General features: G+C 43.3%; 19 protein-coding genes. 5 read left to right on the plus strand and 14 right to left on the minus strand.

Annotated features, from left to right (window positions below; translation table 11 throughout):
- Positions 1-59 precede the first annotated feature (59 nt).
- Complete coding sequence (gene metG, locus AFM12_RS06190) at positions 60-2,105, minus strand: methionine--tRNA ligase (RefSeq protein ID WP_055145380.1); 2,046 nt, start codon at positions 2,103-2,105, stop codon at positions 60-62.
- A gap of 220 nt (positions 2,106-2,325) precedes the next feature.
- Here metG and AFM12_RS06195 point away from each other — a divergent pair, with 220 nt between their 5' ends.
- Together AFM12_RS06195 and AFM12_RS06200 are read left to right on the plus strand one after the other, a co-directional pair.
- Entirely contained in the window at positions 2,326-2,937 is a 612-nt protein-coding gene (locus tag AFM12_RS06195; protein WP_055145383.1) for an RNA polymerase sigma factor, read from the plus strand.
- 3 nt (positions 2,938-2,940) lie between these two features.
- Positions 2,941-3,681, plus strand: coding sequence for an anti-sigma factor family protein (locus tag AFM12_RS06200; protein ID WP_055145386.1), 741 nt, complete (start codon positions 2,941-2,943; stop codon positions 3,679-3,681).
- Here AFM12_RS06200 and AFM12_RS06205 read toward each other — a convergent pair.
- The gene (locus tag AFM12_RS06205; RefSeq protein ID WP_055145389.1) at positions 3,678-6,326 is read right to left on the minus strand and encodes a CHAT domain-containing protein; all 2,649 of its coding nucleotides are present in this window, start codon (positions 6,324-6,326) and stop codon (positions 3,678-3,680) included. The two genes, AFM12_RS06200 and AFM12_RS06205, sit on opposite strands and share 4 nt — an antisense overlap.
- 4 nt (positions 6,327-6,330) lie before the next feature.
- Entirely contained in the window at positions 6,331-7,311 is a 981-nt protein-coding gene (locus AFM12_RS06210) for a hypothetical protein (protein ID WP_131458226.1), read from the minus strand.
- A gap of 199 nt (positions 7,312-7,510) precedes the next feature.
- Between AFM12_RS06210 and AFM12_RS06220 the strand changes: the two genes are divergently transcribed.
- On the plus strand, positions 7,511-8,350 hold the full coding sequence (locus tag AFM12_RS06220; protein WP_082391221.1) for a PepSY-like domain-containing protein: 840 nt from the start codon (positions 7,511-7,513) through the stop codon (positions 8,348-8,350).
- Between the two features lie 65 nt (positions 8,351-8,415).
- On the opposite strand, the gene AFM12_RS06225 is transcribed toward AFM12_RS06220, so the two are convergent.
- The 10 genes from AFM12_RS06225 to AFM12_RS06270 all read right to left on the minus strand — a co-directional run bounded on the left by AFM12_RS06225 (position 8,416) and on the right by AFM12_RS06270 (position 13,268).
- On the minus strand, positions 8,416-8,883 hold the full coding sequence (locus tag AFM12_RS06225) for a DinB family protein (RefSeq protein ID WP_157687303.1): 468 nt from the start codon (positions 8,881-8,883) through the stop codon (positions 8,416-8,418).
- 44 nt (positions 8,884-8,927) lie between these two features.
- Entirely contained in the window at positions 8,928-9,407 is a 480-nt protein-coding gene (locus tag AFM12_RS06230; RefSeq protein ID WP_055145404.1) for an SRPBCC domain-containing protein, read from the minus strand.
- A 3-nt stretch (positions 9,408-9,410) separates the two neighbouring features.
- Positions 9,411-9,896, minus strand: a complete 486-nt coding sequence (locus tag AFM12_RS06235; protein WP_055145407.1) for an SRPBCC family protein — start codon at positions 9,894-9,896, stop codon at positions 9,411-9,413.
- A 2-nt stretch (positions 9,897-9,898) separates the two neighbouring features.
- Positions 9,899-10,213, minus strand: coding sequence for an ArsR/SmtB family transcription factor (locus AFM12_RS06240; protein ID WP_055145410.1), 315 nt, complete (start codon positions 10,211-10,213; stop codon positions 9,899-9,901).
- 73 nt (positions 10,214-10,286) lie between these two features.
- The gene (locus AFM12_RS06245) at positions 10,287-10,751 is read right to left on the minus strand and encodes a GNAT family N-acetyltransferase (RefSeq protein ID WP_055145413.1); all 465 of its coding nucleotides are present in this window, start codon (positions 10,749-10,751) and stop codon (positions 10,287-10,289) included.
- A gap of 6 nt (positions 10,752-10,757) precedes the next feature.
- Positions 10,758-11,282: a DinB family protein gene (locus tag AFM12_RS06250; RefSeq protein WP_055145416.1), complete on the minus strand. Its 525-nt coding sequence runs from the start codon at positions 11,280-11,282 to the stop codon at positions 10,758-10,760.
- Positions 11,283-11,285: 3 nt separating this feature from the next.
- Positions 11,286-11,888, minus strand: a complete 603-nt coding sequence (locus AFM12_RS06255) for an alpha-ketoglutarate-dependent dioxygenase AlkB family protein (protein ID WP_055145418.1) — start codon at positions 11,886-11,888, stop codon at positions 11,286-11,288.
- Positions 11,889-11,945: 57 nt separating this feature from the next.
- Positions 11,946-12,515, minus strand: a complete 570-nt coding sequence (locus tag AFM12_RS06260) for a class I SAM-dependent DNA methyltransferase (RefSeq protein ID WP_229308468.1) — start codon at positions 12,513-12,515, stop codon at positions 11,946-11,948.
- Positions 12,512-12,835: an ArsR/SmtB family transcription factor gene (locus AFM12_RS06265; RefSeq protein ID WP_055145422.1), complete on the minus strand. Its 324-nt coding sequence runs from the start codon at positions 12,833-12,835 to the stop codon at positions 12,512-12,514. Before AFM12_RS06265 ends, AFM12_RS06260 begins: the two co-directional genes overlap by 4 nt.
- Positions 12,816-13,268 carry an SRPBCC family protein gene (locus tag AFM12_RS06270; protein ID WP_055145425.1) on the minus strand — a complete coding sequence of 151 codons (453 nt, stop codon included), beginning with the start codon at positions 13,266-13,268 and terminating at the stop codon, positions 12,816-12,818. Before AFM12_RS06270 ends, AFM12_RS06265 begins: the two co-directional genes overlap by 20 nt.
- 130 nt (positions 13,269-13,398) lie before the next feature.
- Between AFM12_RS06270 and AFM12_RS06275 the strand changes: the two genes are divergently transcribed.
- Positions 13,399-15,786 (plus strand): glycoside hydrolase family 95 protein, encoded by a 2,388-nt coding sequence (locus AFM12_RS06275; protein WP_055145428.1) that lies wholly within the window; start codon positions 13,399-13,401, stop codon positions 15,784-15,786.
- Entirely contained in the window at positions 15,787-16,182 is a 396-nt protein-coding gene (locus AFM12_RS06280; protein ID WP_055145431.1) for a hypothetical protein, read from the plus strand. It abuts the gene before it with no gap.
- On the opposite strand, the gene AFM12_RS06285 is transcribed toward AFM12_RS06280, so the two are convergent.
- The gene (locus AFM12_RS06285) at positions 16,183-16,836 is read right to left on the minus strand and encodes a 3-keto-disaccharide hydrolase (protein WP_055145434.1); all 654 of its coding nucleotides are present in this window, start codon (positions 16,834-16,836) and stop codon (positions 16,183-16,185) included.
- Positions 16,837-16,844: the final 8 nt, after the last annotated feature.

The following is a 16,844-nucleotide window of genomic DNA, read 5'->3' on the forward strand; positions in this document are numbered from 1 at the left end:
AAGGAAGCTGCGGCACTTTCACCTTGCTTCCCTTCCAGAATCTGTTCTTCTCGGACTGTTTAGCTTACCCCGGCTCCGTTCCAGACACTTTTATTCGGCTGAATCAAGGCCAGTGATCCATCCTTATCTTCGGCCATCAGAATCATACCTTCCGACATCACGCCCATCATTTTCCGGGGAGCCAGATTCGCAATGAAAGTGACTTGCTTACCCACCATTTCTTCAGGATTATAATACTCGGCGATACCGCTGAGGATGGTACGTTTCTCCATTCCGTCATCGATTAGGAACTTGAGAAGCTTCTTACTTTTTTTGATTGGCTCGGCCTCCAGAATAGTACCCACTCGGATATCCAGTTTCATGAAATCATCAAATACGATTTCTTCTTTTAATTCCGGGATCGCTTTTCCTTCCAGTTCGTTCATTTTCTTCGTTTCTAGTAATTTATTGACTTGGGCTTCCACCACGCTGTCTTCTATTTTTTCAAATAATAATTCGGCTTTACCGATTTGATGACCATCGGCGATGGCATCAGGTTTGCCGGCATACATCCATTCCCGTTTTTCGATATTGAGCATGGCATTGATTTTTGCCGCCGTAAACGGTAAAAACGGCTCACAAGCTATCCCGAGTGTTGAGGTGATTTGCACCGCAATATTCATGATGGTTTTGACACGCTCCTCATCTGTTTTGATCAACTTCCAGGGCTCGGTATCCGCAAGATATTTATTGCCGAGACGGGCAATCTCCATCATTTGCGAAAGAGCGTCTCTGAACTTGTAGTTCTTCATGGACTTTGATACATCGCAAGGCAACTGAGCCAAAGCGTCGAGTGTTTCTTTGTCAAAATCAGTCAGTTCGCCTTTGGCTGGTACCACACCTTCATAGTACTTATTGGTTAGTACCATCGTGCGGTTTACAAAATTGCCCAGAATAGCTACCAGTTCCGAGTTATTGCGGGTTTGCCAGTCTTTCCACGTAAATTCAGAGTCCTTAGTTTCCGGAGCATTGGCGGCCAAAGCATAACGCAGTACGTCTTCTTTGCCCGGGAACTCTTCCAAATATTCATGCAACCAAACGGCCCAGTTTCTCGAAGTTGAGATTTTATCCCCTTCCAGGTTCATAAACTCATTGGCCGGCACATTTTCGGCTAGTGTATAATCACCATGGGCCATCAACATGGCCGGGAAAATGATACAGTGGAATACGATATTATCCTTGCCGATGAAATGCACCAGCTGGGTATCTTCGCTTTGCCAGTAGTCTTTCCAGTTTTTACCATTGGCCTCAGCCCATTCCTGAGTAAATGTGATGTAACCGATTGGGGCATCAAACCATACATAAAGCACCTTTCCATCGGCCCCTTCTACGGGAACTTTGATTCCCCAGTCCAGATCACGCGTCATGGCACGAGGTTTCAAACCATCATTCAACCATGACTTGCACTGACCGGCCACGTTGGTTTTCCATTCAGGATGACTGTACACATATTTCTCAATCTCCGGCTGCATTTTGTCCAGCGGCAGATACCAGTTTTTGGTCACTTTTTTCACCGGAGCCGAGCCCGACAGTGTAGATCTCGGATTGATCAGTTCGGTAGGTGAAAGAGCAGTACCACATTTTTCGCATTGATCGCCATAGGCGTTTTCATTACCGCATTTCGGGCAGGTACCTATCACGTAACGATCGGCCAAAAACTGACCTGCAGTTTCATCATACAATTGCTCCGTTTCTTCCTCTACAAAATTGCCCTGATCGTACAGTTTTTTGAAAAAATCCTGAGAAACCTGATGATGTTTCGGCTTTGAGGTTTGAGAATAAATATCAAAACCAATCCCAAAATCTGCGAAGCTTTTCTTGATCTGAGCATGGTACTTATCCACAAGCTCCTGAGGAGTAATACCGTCTTTTTTAGCCCGAATGGTAATGGGCACACCATGCTCATCGGTACCGCTGATAAAGGCCACGTCTTTGCCTTTGGCACGCAAATATCTGACGTAAATATCTGCAGGTAAATAGCAACCGGCCAGGTGCCCGATGTGTATGGGACCATTGGCATAAATCAAAGCGGCGGTTACGGTATATCTTTTCGGATTCTTACTCATCAGTAAACAGGATCAATTGTAATTGGGGTGCAAATTTAGGGATAAAAGCCGCTTTTATGAGGCTTCACGATTGATTGATTCATTACAACTCAAAAAAATGAACTTGTACGGTTACATTTCAGACCCGGGACTCAACTAAAAGACAGAAACATTTAGTGTATAATTTAAAACAGAATCGATAAGGAAAGATTTATAACTTTACCAAAAGTCCCCCGATTTAATGCCGCAAAACGCTGCTCTCTCAGAGGAAGAGGTACTGTTACGAATCCAATCTAACCATCAGATCAATTCTGCTGTATCTTGGCTCTATGCCCGGTATTACGACCGATTGGAAACACTGATTTTGAGAAATAGCGGAAGTGCTGATGATGCCGCAGACATTATTCAGGAAACTATGATTGCTTTCATCAACATCGTTCAACAAGGGAAATTCAGAGGTGAGTCCGGAGTCAATACTTTCCTTCAATCCATTGCCCGAAATCTCTGGCTAGGGAAGCTTCGCAAAGGCAAATCGCAGGCAAAACTTCATGAAAACTGGGGTGAAGAAGCAAAGCAGGAATCGGTAGATCTGGAAAAAGAGCTGCAATACAAAGAAGCCACTGATCTGGTCTCAGGTATTTTCAAAAACCTTGGAGAGGCCTGTCAAAAACTACTCAATCTCTTTTACTTCAAAGAGCTCTCTATGAAAGAGATTTTGCCAGAAATGAACTTTGAAAATGAGCAGGTTTTGAGAAATAAGAAGACAAAATGTATGAAATCGCTGATGGCCGAAATCAAACAAAAGCCGGTGTGGGCAGAAACCCTTAAAAGTGCCTTGCAAAAATTGAGATAAGCTATGGAGAACCTGGAAAAAATTGAGCAATATCTTGATGGTGAAATGAACCAGGAAGAGATCAAGGCCTTCGAGAAAGAAATGGGTGAAAATGCTGACCTCGCCGAAGAGGTCAGTCTAATGCGTTTAACGCGGGATGCGATAAAGTCAGCCGGTATCAGGGAGATTGTTACGAGCCATCAACAAGAATATCTGTCTCAAAGAAAACCCGCCGCCAGACAGATTTCGTTCAATACCCGAATCATTCGCATAGCGGCCTCGATACTTGTCATTTTCTCTTTTTGGGGCTTTTATCAAATCGCTCAAACCAACTCAGAATCACTCAGGGCAGATTATGGTATTTCTTACCGCCAGCCGGTTTTGAGAAGCACGGAGGCCGAGCAAAAAGCTTTTAGAGAGCAATATAAAAAGGGAAATTTCGGTCAACTGTTGAAGGACATCTCAACCATAAAAAACCCAACAGCTGAGCAATATTTTCTGACCGCAATGGCAGCTTATGAATTGAAAGATTTCAACCAGTCAATAACCCTTCTAAAGGAAGCTTCTGATGTTGATTCTAGAGAGATTTATGAAAATGAAATTTCCTACTACACCGGGCTTTCGCTGATAGGTCAGGAGAAATACAAAGAAGCATATGACCATTTGAAGGCTGTCAAAGAAGACACTGAAAACCCTTACTCCAAGTCAATCAGTAATGGATTTCTGTTAAAACTACGTTATCTGGCTTTTACCAAAGGAGACTAAGAATAGGCGACAGCCAAAGCAAAAAGAACAAAAAGGGCGAGACCCAGAAGCCTTAGATTTACTGAACTCTCTTCGTGTGGCTGATAACCGGTAAAAACCAAATGAGCCCAGTATTGAGGTTCATGAAATTGAGCAAAATCCGGATTATTCAGGAAATCAGCCCGGGCCTTTTGAAGGGCTGCAGCCGCATCAAAACCTTCGCCTAAATATTCATAGTACAAGCGACTGATCTCCGCAGTACTAAAATCTTCTGCACTCCACAGCGAGGAGATTACACCAGAAGCTCCGGCTCTCAAAAAACCATAACTTAAACCTCTGATACCCTCTCCTTTGATCTCCTCAGAACCGAAAGATTCACATGCACTCAGAAAAACCAAAGAGCCCGGAAAGCTGCCGGGGTAAAGCTCGTGCAGGTAAAGGCGATTCTCTGAGGTCATGGTATCCGCCGGATAAAACTGAATGTAAGAATGGTTGGCGTCGGTTTCATGTGCCTTGGCGTGAGTGGCCAGATGAATAAGCCCATAGCCACCTGCATGGTCTAAAAACGTCTTTTTCAATGCCTCCTCATTTCTGAAAATATGAGCTGAGGTATTTTCAATCTCTTCACCGGAAGCAGGCAAATGCCAGGTAGGGTAGGCCGTCAAAGGTGCGGTGAATGGGGCCATCGCCAGTCGCTCTCTATTTTGATTTTTCTCAGACTGTAGAAAAAAGGAATTTAATAGATATGCTACAGCATACTGCTGACCCAAATATAGGCCACGCTTGTCTAGTAAAACTTCGAGGGGGAAGCCGTTCAGCACACCATCAGAGGAGAAAATGATTTTGTTTTTGGAGATCAATTGCTTCTCAATATCCTTGAATAGGAATTGATACAGCACGGCTAGATTTTCCTTGTCCTGTTTGTTCAGTTTTTCCATTGACCGCAATTTCTTTTTAAGAGTAACGATCTGGTTCTTTTCAGACAGCCCATCTTTCAAACTTACAAACTCAAAGTCTTTCGAGCTGACAACAAAAAAACCTGAGGTCTCAGACCCCTCAAAATAGGACAGCAGCAGTTCTTTGCGATGCAATCGATCTTGAATGGTCTCAATATCCATCATCCGGCTTTTTGATAATGAATGCCCAACCTGCTCATCAATGCTCCGTTTCAGCTGTGAAAGCTTAAGTCGAACCTCTTTTAATTCGTCTTCTTTTTCACCATAGCCTGCCTGCTGCTGTCTTAAAAGTGCAGACTCCCGCAGGAGCAACATTTTTTCCTGATTCAGCAGATTTTCAGGTACTTGTTTTCTGACTTCGCCCTCTGAAATACTCATGGCCAGGACGGTGGCCTTTCCATGATCTGAAATCTGAAAAGCTTTTTCATATTGCTTTTGCCGAATCAAAAACTCAGTAAAATGGCGGTAATGACCATCCAGCTTTTTGATAAAATCAATTCTAGAGGCTTCGTTCCGGTATTTTTTTGTCAAAACCATTGAGCTTACCAAGGCTTTTTCATACGCTTCAATGGCCGCTTTCTTTACCTTTTCCGAGGCCTTTGAAGCATTTAATTGTATTAAAGTTTCTGCCTTAAAAGCTAAAGCTTCAAACAGCAGATCTGATGTATAGCCATCAGTAAAAACTTCGGGGTTTGAGTAAACATTCGTGTTATCGAATTCGGGAGAGAGGGCGATCAAAGCATTTTGAAAACTGTTCAAAGCCTTGGTGTAATCTTTCTTTTCGAAAGAGGCTTCTCCACTATTGAGCCAAAGGCCTCCGATCAAGGTTCCTTTGGTCTCTCCCCTTTCTTTTAAGGCCAGATCAAAGAATGTGTTTGCCCTGTCAAAGGCACCTTTTTTGAGCTCCAGCTCGCCTTTCGCTTTGTGAACCAGCACCTCATCCACATAAGGCCGTTTAATTTTTGACAAAAGCTCTTCCGCTTTTTTGGTTTGACCTTTATCGGTATACACCACGGCAGCATTTAGAAGCAGTTCTTCCTGATCCGGATATTCTTTAATCAGGGTCAGATATATTTTCAAGGCCCTGTCTGACTCACCAAGTTCATGAAAGGCAAAAGCCAGGTTATTTCGCAAGACATAATCGTCCTCACCAGACTCCTGCCTCAGCTCTATGGACTTTTGAAAATAGGGGATACTTTGCCTGAAATCACCGGTTTCAAAATACAGCACTCCCAAAACATTGAACAGCCTTCCCACCTGTGTCAGGCTATTGTTTTTAAAGTATTGATGTTCGGATTGACGTAAATAATGATAGGCCGAATCATACTCAAATAGGCTATGGTAAAGCCCCCCTAAATAAAGGGCCGAATGAAACCCAATGGAATCTTCCAGGTGATAATTGGACGCAAGTTGAAGACTCTTTTGAAAAGCCTGAACAGCCTCCTTTTCATGACCTGATGTCTGATAAAGAACGCCGGCTTTTTGAGTGGAAAGAGCGACTACAGCGGCTTCCTCAGGAGATTTTACCGTTGCTTTTGAGAGTTCATTGAAAAGCAAAAGGGCTTTACGATCTGATTCTGCTGTTGGATTCTCGAAATAAAACAGTCGCAATGCCTCTTTGAGCTTTGACGGCAATAAGCCACTCGTTTGCCCGAAAACCGTAGCTACTGACAATAGCCAAAAAGCCATGGTTCTCAAAACATGATGCATAGTTTTATCGTCTTCTTCGTCCTACAATGATAATATCAGGCGGCCTTGGTTTGGCCAAAAGCCGCATAACTTTCAGGTTACGGCCAGTGGTTCTGAAGTTAGAATAATATTCCTGTAAATCCTCAACCTGTTTCCTCAGATCTGCAGGGACGTCATCCAGTGTCTCATAATAGTGAAACTGCACATCAATCTTATTGAGTGACTTTCTGCTACTGTCGTTCAATCGATAATATATCCTGAATTTCTGGAGCGATCCGTTCAGTGGAGTGGCTCCAAAAACACCATTATTTACGGTTCTGTCAAGCCGAATTTTACCACTCTTTTTATTGATGGCCACACCTTGCGGAATCACCTCCGACCCGGATGGTGGTTCGTCAAGTTCACCATCATTGTCGTCATCATCGGGTCCGTCATCAAACTCATGATCGTCATCTTCAGGCACTTCAATTAACTGCGATCCATTATAAATAGGAACAGCCAGACTATCGTCTTCATTGAGGATGTAAATGTTTGACATATAGTCAACCCCTGACACGGTCAAATAGGTAAAGCAAGTATCCCGGGTATCTTCAGGGACAAAGTAAACCTTGTATCTCAAACCAGACTCACTTTTATTTATTCGTATTTCTCCCGTGTTATGGTCAATCTCCAAACCCTCGGGAATGGCTCCATACTCACCTTCATATTCCTGAAGAGGTTCGATTCTCAAATCCTGGTCCTCGTCAAAAAAGTAAAGAGAATCAGGGTAGGCTATCAGGTTACACTGGTCGGCAAAGCTCCCATCGGCAGTGCTTGTTTCTTCCCCTTCGTTCTCAGTTTCCTGCTCCACTTCGTTTTCAGACTCTATTTCGGAACTGTCAGATTTGACAATACCATTATCATCTATCTCAATAGGTGCACCAAGATCTGTTTTATCGCAACTTAGATTGATTAACCCCAGAAGGAAAAAGGTTAACAAGGCTTTGATAGCAAAAGTTGTTCTCATTTCTTAACTCAGTTTCTTGGTTAGTTGCGGCTCAGAAAGTAAACGTAACCAAAAAATATATTTTTAATGATACGGTCTTAAACAACAGAGGTTGCAAAAAAAACGATGCAGGTGGTTACATTCTTTTGTTTGGTTACAACCAATATCAGAAATCGGGAAAACTTAGTCCCTAAAGAAGTTTAACTAAAACAAAAAATGTATGAAAACTCGCATTGTAATCATCTCTTCAATTATCGGTATTTCATTAATGACCCTAACCTCATGTGAAGACAGCCTTGATCTGGGAATCAGACCTCTTGAAGCTTTTGCTACCGCCGGTGACGGGGTAGAAATTGCTCCCTCTGAATTGCCAGCAGCAGTATTGGAATTTCTGGCTAATAATTACTCGGAAGATCAGATTATTAAGGCGGAGGTCTATGCTAATGGATATGAAGTAAGATTGGACAACGGAATGAAAATAGAGTTTGATCTGGAAGGAAATTTTCTGGAAATATCCGGTAGAAATGGAGCAGAAGATGATGAAAACCACATTCCCCTGGTTCAATTACCCATGGCTATAGGTGACTATCTAAGATCAAATTATAACGGAATAGATGTGGTGAAAGCAGAGAGTGATTTGGGTAAAATTGAGGTGACGTTAAGCGATGGTACTAAATTGGAATTTGATGCCGAGGGCAATTTTATTGAGGTATCAGGTAATGATAATGACAGAGGTAACGATAACGGACCAAACCATGATGCCAACGACCCAAACTATGACGCCAATGACGACAACGGAAATCATGCCAATGACCCAAATCATGATCTAAACGACGACAACGGAAATCATGCCAGTGACCCAAATCATGATCTAAACGACGATAACGGCGGCGGTAGCGATGATGGTCCTAATCAAGACGCTAATGATGATAAGGGTGATCACGAAGGCAAAGACGACAAAAAGTCAGGAAAAGATGACGATAAATCTGGGAAAGGTAGTGGAGACGACGATGACAGAAAGGACGACAAATCCGGAAAGGGAAATGGCAAAGATGACTAACGATAAAGGCTCATGTTTTAACTCAGTATGAAGCCGAAAAGGGCGGGACGTTTGTTCCGCTTTTTTTATTCTTCGGCCTGTGACTTCGGTGCTTTGGATAAAATCATCGCAATTTGTCCACTGTGATGACCAATATGGTACATCACATGAGAAAACAACCTGAATCTGCTGACTTTACCAAAAAAGGGGGTATCCACCTCTTCAAGCCAAAACTCATCTTCCGCACTTTCAGCCAAACCCTCGAAGAGTTTGTAGCCGGTTTCAATCAGCTCTTTGCTTTGAAGCACATCTGCTCCCTGGCCGGTATCCTGCTGACCCATCGTTGTGTTTTCAATTGCTGGCTGAAGCCCAAAGAAAAACCCAAACATATTTGTGGTTTCTGCAATATGCCGGTAAATAAACCGAACAGAATTAGCCTCCTCCGTCAACCGGAGTTCTGCGTTTTCAGGAGATACTTTTGACAAGGTAACACCACAGGTGACTTTGTTTTGAGTAATCATTTCTTTGACCAAGGGGGAGATCGTCTGGCTCATAGCATTCAGGGTTATTAACAAAAATAAAAGAGTATTCAATAGTCTCATGAGAGGGAATCCAGAAGGTTTTGTAATTGAAAATGGGTAATATCCAACGTTGGCTTCATCCCGGCTGAAATCATATTATCGCGATACGCTACCGAAGGGCAAATGGTGTGAATTGTCACCTCAGAACGCTCTTCATCAATTTGTTTGAAGGTCGTCATTTCCAAAACAGGTAACAGCTTTTGGGGCAGACCAATAAACTCTGAAGTTTTAATAATTCCATTTTCAGGAGATACTTCATGGTAAACACCTTTGAAACCCATTTTCATACCGCCGGGGCCCGAGTGGCTGAGATGAAAAGAACCACCCTCCCGGCAATTCATAGATTCTGCAGTCAGACCTGCATCCGCGGGCATAAACCATTTGACAAAAAGATCTTTTTCTGTAAAAGTCCTGTACACCAAGGGTAAAGAAGCTCTAAACATTCTTTTGATATAAAAATCCAATTTCCCGGGTTCAGCCAGTATCTCTGTTGTCATGTGTCAAATTGTTTTAAGAAGCTCATCCAATTGGCTATGCCCCATGGCAAAACCTTCTTTAAAGCCCATTTCAAGGATGGTGTCCAGATCCTCCTCTCTTTGGTAGGTTATCTGAACTTTAACCACTGTGCTGTTTCCAGAACGGGCAAAGCTTATTTCCCACAAGGGCGTCTTCAGTTTGTCGATCACAAAGCCATCTTCATCACAAAATGAGTGGTTCGAGCTGAAAAACTTCTCTGGTTTGATTTCCAGATATTCCATGACAGACCAATGTTTTTCGCCCGCCGGGCCGTTCATCGAATAGAGCCATTTGCCCTCTTCAGAGAAGTCCATGAATTTGGTGATCACATACCATGGTTGGGGTCCCCACCATTGATCCAGCATTTCGGCTTCAGTCCATGCTCTCCATACTTCGTTGATATCTGCTGCAAACTTACGAGTTACGTTTAACTGCAGCTTTTCGCGTTCCAGTTCATATTTTGTTTCCATCCTTATTCAGATTTTAGCTTGTCCAGCAGCTTATCCAATTGAGTAAATCGACTCTCCCAAAGTTGTTTAAATGGCTGAAGCCAATCGTCCACTTCCTTCATTTTGAGGGGGTCAAAACGGTAATAAATCTCTCGACCATCCTGCTCTTTTTCCAGCAATTCGCATTCATTTAAAATTTTTATATGCTTCGAAACCGCCTGCCGACTCACTTCAAAATGCTCTGCCAACGCGTTTGGCGTAAGGGCCTGAACAGCCAGTAAGGTCAAAATTGCCCGACGGGTGGGGTCTGCTATCGCCTGAAATACGTCTCTTCTCATTATATTGCAACCATTCAGTTGCAAATATAAGCAACCGATTGGTTTCGCAAATAATTTGAACGAAAATTTAGTGTTAGCCCTTCAGGTTTAATCGCATTTCAACGAGTTGTGACTTAAACCCTACCTTCTCATAGGCCTTAATGGCAGCTGCATTGTCGGGATAGACGGTGAGGCGGATTTCATCAACGCCTCTTTCTTTAGACCAGGCCGTCAAAGCTTCAATGATCCGGGCATTAACACCCATACCTCTAAAACGAGGATCAACAAACATGAAACCAAGGTGGGTGTAAACGCTGTAGGTGTAATAGTTCTTCGGTTTTCGTATCTGAGCAAAGCCGGAGCCCACCAATTGACCTTCAGCTTCGGCTATTATAACAATAGAATCCTCCGCAGCCATGAGCTCGGCCAGATTGTAATAGCTAATCGGATCAGGAGCCAAGGTAGAATCAAAAGGTCTCTCAGCTTTTATAATTTCCTGTTCAAAACCCTTAAGCTCGGGTAGTTCATCAGGCCTTGCTTCTCTGATTGTCAAATCCATAGTATTTCATTTTTTGAGGATACCTGCATAGGCGGTCCAGGGGCCGACTTCAGTTCTGTATTGTTTAGCCATTACCCGACCAATTTGGGAGATATGCCCTAAATCGTGGACCGTCCAGGTCGCCAATAGTTCCCGGGCTGTTGCCTTTCCTAAGGCAGGGTGAATACCTATTTGATCAAGATTCTCCTCTGTAATTTTCAAGGACTTTAAAGTTTCAATGTTCTGGCTTCTAAGACTTTGAAACTCTGCCAGCAGGCTTTCCAAAGAATACGTTTTAGCATAGTCGAGATGGGCCTCCATGTCAAAAGGCTCGAAGGTTTTATCTGGCCTATCTGAGAAAATAATCTTCAATCTCGGAATCCAGTCGGTCTTCTCGCCGAGAATCAAATGTGAAATAATTTCTTTCGCAGACCAGGTACTTTCCCCTTCATTCGAATGAGTCCAATCTTCGGAAATTCCACCCAGCAGAGTTTGTAAAGTTTGGGGCGTCCTTTCCAAAATTTCGACGGTTTTTTGCAAGTCAAAATTCATATATCAAACGATCGTTCTAAAAGTTAAATTTATACGAGGTGTCTTTACCTTTTTTGTTGGCGGGAGCCGGTGAAGCCAATGTTTTTGCGTAGCTCCTTTCATCAATAGCAGGCTCCCGTTTTCAAGCCAAACCTCCACCGTTTCTTTGCTTTCTTTATGCTTAAAGGCAAACTTCCGCTCAGCCCCGAAACTCCAGGAGGCTATGGCACCCTCGGGTTTCATTTCAGACTCATTATCCACATGCCAGCCCATGCCTTCAGAGCCATCGTGGTATAAATTGAGTAGACAACTATTGTAGGTCTCCCCGCTTACTTCCTCTGTTTTTTGTTTGATTTGCAGAAGCTCTTCCGTCCAGAGCAAAGCCGTTTTCGTAGTTTTTGAATACGTGTACTCAAAAGGCTCATCACCATACCAGGCCACTTTTCTTTTGGTCACAATTCGCTTTCCATAGATGAAGGCTTCATCATTTCGCCAGTCAATTTCGGTCCATAGTTTGTCAAAAATCTGAGACGACTCCACTACATCATAGACCCGACCGAAATAATAGACAATCCCATCTTTTGGCAAAAGGTTTTGCTCAGCATCAGGCGGAAAAAGATTCAGCATGGCATTTTCTGAAAAAGAAGTCCCAGAATCCGCGGAACACTCTTGCGATCGTTCTCATCAAAAATACTCCGTCAGTTTCACGAGTTGCAAACCAGAAGCTTCGGCAGCTCGTGTAAAATCAGAAAGGTTGTGATTAAAGCAGCTGACCACTTGAGTTCCTTCCTCAGTTTCAAATCGGGCCTTTGAACCCCCATATTGTTTAAAGGGGTGAAGCTCACCGATATAAATGAAGGCATTTGGGGCACTGTTTTTGGCCACTTTTTGAAAAACAGGCTCAAGATTTTCAATATGCTCTAAAACCAGACTGAAAGTTATTAAATCTGCCTTTTGAGAAATACAGTTCCAATCTTCTGTTATATCTGCATTAACAAAACGAACAGAATCGGATGTGATTTTGGCCTTTGCCACCGCTAACATTTCTTCACTTAAATCTACCGCCGTCATTGCGTCAGCTTTCTCGAGCAAAAAAGAAGTATTCTTACCCGTTCCGCAGCCAACTTCCAGAATATGATTGAAGGTCAGATCTCCCAAAAGCTCTTTCAATACCAATGCTTCGGCATCACGGGTGCGGTTTCGGTTGGAGTCGTATTGTTTTGACCACTCTTTGTAGGCCGCTTTTACGTTCATTCGCTTTCGTTTGTTTCTATGAGTTTCTGCAATTTATTAATTTTCTCTTTCCAGAAATCATCATAATATCCGATCCAATCTTTGATAGCCTCAAAACCAACTGAATGAAGGTGACAATAACGTTCACGTCCCTGATTCTCAATTTTCACAAAGCCTGCCTGCTCCAGAATTTTGATATGTTTAGAGACCGCCGGCCTACTCATCTCAAAATGCTCTGTCAAACTGTTTATGGTCAATACTTCTTCTGAAAGCAGACTGACGATCTTTCTTCGACTCGGGTCGGCGATGACTTGGAAGGCATCAAGTTGCGGAGTTGCCATGGCTTTGATTTTCGATGAGTTCCTGAATTCTTTTCCCGATTTTTTTCCATCCACTGTTCATGGCCAGATAACCAATTAGATTTTTTACGCCTCTGAATCCTGCGTGTTCCAAATACAGCTCGGTTCCGCCTTCAATGGCCTTCAGGGTCCATGTTACCACACTATCCAGGTTAGGTTTCTTACCCGGCATGCCTCCCACCCAGGTATAAGAAAGTTTATGAGGCTTGTTAAGTTCTATCACTTTACAATACACAATGCCATCAAAACCGACCTTTGGCATAGGCTTGGTGTGAAACTGAAACTCGTACCCAAGCTTGGGTTTGAAGCTATTCTTCATGAGCCACTGGCTCAATAGCTCTGAATCTGTCAGGTATTCCCATACCACCTCGGGCGGTTGTGGAATGAAAAAAGTATGTTGAATTGTTCTGCTCATTTTTATGTAACTCAAAAGTTACACTAACTAACGCGTAACTTTTGAGTTACGCAAGAGATTTACAAAATATTAACGATGCCTCTGGAAAAGGAGCTTTTACTTAAATTGCAGCTCCATTCAGACCCTCTACATGAAAAAATCAATCCTTTTCCTCTTTCTTCCTTTTCTAAGCTTAGCACAGCAATACCCGCTAAAGCTCTGGTATGATGAACCTGCTGAGCATTTTGAAGAAGCTTTGGTATTGGGCAATGGCCGCTCCGGAGTCACCGTTTTTGGAGGGGCCTCAACCGAACATCTTTACCTGAATGATATCAGCCTTTGGGCTGGAGAGCCCGTAGACCCTTACATGAACCCGGAAGCCTTCAAATATATGCCACTGGTTCGTGAAGCTCTGGCCAACGAGAACTACAAGGCAGCCGACAGTTTAATGCACTTTATACAGGGCTCTTTTTCGCAGTCTTACGCTCCACTGGGTGATTTCTACATTGACTTCAGACACGAACCAGCCGAAAAGTATTATCGTGAACTTAACCTTGACGATGCTAAAGTAAGGATAGAATACACACATCAGGGAGCTCATTACAGTCGTGAATATTACTATTCTCATCCTGATAAAGTGTTGGTGATGAAGCTAGAAACGGATGCAAAAGAAGGTTTTTTTGCTACCCTAAAATTGAAAAGCCAACTCAAAAATTCAGTCAATTCTCAAGGAGATTTTTTGCACATGAATGGCAAAGCTCCTGTTCGCATTGATCCCAGCTATTATAACTCTGACAGAGATCCCATTGTCTATGAAGAAGATGGCGGAACCCGTTTCAGCAGCATCATTGGGGTTCAGGAAACAGATGGCCAGGTTGTTTTAACAGACTCTACTTTGAGTATCAATGGTGCACAAGAAGCCGTTTTACTTTTGAGTATTGCCACCAGTTTTAACGGTTTCGACAAAGATCCGTTTACTGAGGGTTTGGATGAAAAAACGATTGCTCTTCAACAACTACAGAACGCGTTATCAAAAACCGCAAACGAACTTCAAAGTGCTCATTTAGCCGACTATCAGGAGCTTTATGGACGAGTAAAACTCAATTTGGGTAAAAATGAGCTTAGCGATCTACCCACTAACGACCGACTTCTCCGCTATGAAAAAGGAGCCCGGGACCCTTATCTGGAAACCTTATATTTTCAATATGGTAGGTATCTTTTAATCAGTAGCTCAAGAACTACAGGCATCCCAGCCAATTTGCAAGGCCTCTGGAATCCGTACATGCGGCCGCCATGGAGTAGCAATTACACGATGAATATCAATGTGGAAGAAAATTACTGGCCGGCAGAAACAACCAATCTGCCGGAGATGCATGATTCGTTTCTTTCTTTCATAGCCAACGTTTCGAAAACGGGTAAAATTTCGGCTGAAACTTTTTATGAGGCAAACGGGTGGACCGCCTCACACAATTCTGACATCTGGGCCATGACAAACCCCGTTGGCAATTTCGGGGACGGAAACCCTGTTTGGGCCAACTGGGCAATGGGCGGGGCCTGGGCTTCAGCTCACTTATATGAACACTATACGTTTTCTCAGGATAAAGAGTGGCTTCGAAATTACGCCTATCCTCTGATGAAAGGAGCGGCCGAATTCTGCCTGGATATGCTGGTAGAGGCACCGGATGGCACATTGGTAACGGCTCCATCCACCTCTCCCGAAAATGTTTACATCACCGATAAAGGCTACAAAGGAGCTACACTTTACGGAGCGTTTGCAGATATCGCGATGATCAAAGAACTTTTTTTGGATCTGCTCATGAGCATGGAAGCTCTGGACATTAATAATGATTTCAGGACTGAAATTGAGAAGGCCTTGATAAGACTCAGACCTTATAAAGTAGGGGCAAAAGGCAATTTGCAGGAGTGGTATCACGATTGGGAAGATGCCGAGCCTCAACATCGGCACCAGTCGCATTTGTATGGGCTTCATCCCGGTCGACATATTACCATCAAAGAAACCCCTGCTTTAGCTGCTGCCGCTCAAAAATCGCTGGAAATCAAAGGCGACGAAACCACGGGATGGAGCAAAGGCTGGAGGATTAATCTTTGGGCCCGACTTCAGGACGGAAATCACGCTTATAAAATGTACCGGGAATTGCTCCGTTATGTTAAACCTGATGCCATTAGACCCCGAAATGAGGGCCACGGAGGCACCTACCCGAACCTATTTGATGCTCACCCGCCATTCCAGATTGATGGTAATTTCGGTGGTACAGCGGCCGTGGCTGAAATGTTGGTGCAGTCGGATGAAGGTCACATTTATCTGCTCCCCGCTCTGCCAGAAGCCTGGCAAAATGGTTCAGTGAAGGGCTTGCGTTGCCGGGGAGGATTTGAGGTTGATTTAAGCTGGGATAAAGGTAAACTTAAAGAAGTGACCGTTTACTCAAAAGGGGGTACAAATACTATCTTGGCATATGGAGATTACGTCAAAAATATATTGTTGATTGACGATCTGCCCTACAAAATAAATTCTTTTTAAATGAAAAAAGACATAGAAATTCCTGAAGTAAAGGACCTTCATCTGGCTGTGGTTAAGGAATATAATGAAGTGTTTCAATGCGAAGACTGGAACGCCTACCTTATCAATGACAAAGACGAAAGCCTTGAAATGGTCATCATTGTTTCTCATGGCTATGATGAGAAGGACAAAACCTCTTTGATGCGAAAGAAAATTGACATGCTGCCTGCCAAATCCTTTGCCAAAATTGAGCTGATTCAGCCCGAGCTTTTCAAACTCAATAATGAGTTCAATATCTCTTTCTTTGAAGGAAATCGAATGATGGAAAAGACGTTTATCGTTCCCCAAAATTCGATCAGTGAAGATGCTCTTGAGCCAATTCCTCTGATAGAAAAGATGGGAGTTTTGGCCAGTTGATTATAGCTCTGTCACCACCAGCTTCCTGAACCAAACCGGGTCTCCATGATCTTGCAAAGCAATATGACCTTCATGATGCGGAGCGGCATAGGGCCACTCAGCAAACTTGGTTTCTGCCACGGCTTTCTTCCAGGCTTCATCGCCATAGGTATATTCCACAATCAACTCCCCGTTCAACCAATGTCTCACCTGATCTCCCCGCACTTCAATTTTCCCGCTATTCCATTCACCGGCAGGTTTTGAAAGGTTCTTCACCGAAGGAGCATTAAGCCCGTAATTTGACCCGCATTTTTGATAGTCTTCCACTTTACCGGGATAACCAATGTCGTCCAATATTTGATATTCCGGCCCGGAGGCATGGGTTTTAAAAAGGGCCTCATCTTGAGGATCTTCTATGACCTTATAAATTACTCCGCTATTGCCTCCTTCGTTCAGTTTGTACTCAAATTCAAAGCTGAAGTCGCCATACATTTGATTGGTGACCAGATCAGCATTTCCTCCTGTAGTGAATAAAATTCCGTCTTTAACCTGCCATTTTGAGAAACTATCCGTTTTCCACAGATGAAAATGTATCTGTGGGTTTTCAAGCAAATTGGTTTGTGACCTGGTCATAAATGGAAAAAGTGCAAAAACGAAAAGTGGAATCAATTTCATGGCTTAAC

This window comes from Jiulongibacter sediminis (assembly GCF_001306455.1).
Classification (GTDB): domain Bacteria; phylum Bacteroidota; class Bacteroidia; order Cytophagales; family Spirosomataceae; genus Jiulongibacter; species Jiulongibacter sediminis.

Bases quoted from the DNA above. Each gene is read 5' to 3' on its own strand.
- metG (WP_055145380.1), bottom strand. From the start codon at position 2,105: ATGAGTAAGAATCCGAAAAGATATACCGTAACCGCCGCTTTGATTTAT.
- AFM12_RS06195 (WP_055145383.1), top strand. From the start codon at position 2,326: ATGCCGCAAAACGCTGCTCTCTCAGAGGAAGAGGTACTGTTACGAATC.
- AFM12_RS06200 (WP_055145386.1), top strand. From the start codon at position 2,941: ATGGAGAACCTGGAAAAAATTGAGCAATATCTTGATGGTGAAATGAAC.
- AFM12_RS06205 (WP_055145389.1), bottom strand. From the start codon at position 6,326: ATGCATCATGTTTTGAGAACCATGGCTTTTTGGCTATTGTCAGTAGCT.
- AFM12_RS06210 (WP_131458226.1), bottom strand. From the start codon at position 7,311: ATGAGAACAACTTTTGCTATCAAAGCCTTGTTAACCTTTTTCCTTCTG.
- AFM12_RS06220 (WP_082391221.1), top strand. From the start codon at position 7,511: ATGAAAACTCGCATTGTAATCATCTCTTCAATTATCGGTATTTCATTA.
- AFM12_RS06225 (WP_157687303.1), bottom strand. From the start codon at position 8,883: ATGAGCCAGACGATCTCCCCCTTGGTCAAAGAAATGATTACTCAAAAC.
- AFM12_RS06230 (WP_055145404.1), bottom strand. From the start codon at position 9,407: ATGACAACAGAGATACTGGCTGAACCCGGGAAATTGGATTTTTATATC.
- AFM12_RS06235 (WP_055145407.1), bottom strand. From the start codon at position 9,896: ATGGAAACAAAATATGAACTGGAACGCGAAAAGCTGCAGTTAAACGTA.
- AFM12_RS06240 (WP_055145410.1), bottom strand. From the start codon at position 10,213: ATGAGAAGAGACGTATTTCAGGCGATAGCAGACCCCACCCGTCGGGCA.
- AFM12_RS06245 (WP_055145413.1), bottom strand. From the start codon at position 10,751: ATGGATTTGACAATCAGAGAAGCAAGGCCTGATGAACTACCCGAGCTT.
- AFM12_RS06250 (WP_055145416.1), bottom strand. From the start codon at position 11,282: ATGAATTTTGACTTGCAAAAAACCGTCGAAATTTTGGAAAGGACGCCC.
- AFM12_RS06255 (WP_055145418.1), bottom strand. From the start codon at position 11,888: ATGCTGAATCTTTTTCCGCCTGATGCTGAGCAAAACCTTTTGCCAAAA.
- AFM12_RS06260 (WP_229308468.1), bottom strand. From the start codon at position 12,515: ATGAACGTAAAAGCGGCCTACAAAGAGTGGTCAAAACAATACGACTCC.
- AFM12_RS06265 (WP_055145422.1), bottom strand. From the start codon at position 12,835: ATGGCAACTCCGCAACTTGATGCCTTCCAAGTCATCGCCGACCCGAGT.
- AFM12_RS06270 (WP_055145425.1), bottom strand. From the start codon at position 13,268: ATGAGCAGAACAATTCAACATACTTTTTTCATTCCACAACCGCCCGAG.
- AFM12_RS06275 (WP_055145428.1), top strand. From the start codon at position 13,399: ATGAAAAAATCAATCCTTTTCCTCTTTCTTCCTTTTCTAAGCTTAGCA.
- AFM12_RS06280 (WP_055145431.1), top strand. From the start codon at position 15,787: ATGAAAAAAGACATAGAAATTCCTGAAGTAAAGGACCTTCATCTGGCT.
- AFM12_RS06285 (WP_055145434.1), bottom strand. From the start codon at position 16,836: ATGAAATTGATTCCACTTTTCGTTTTTGCACTTTTTCCATTTATGACC.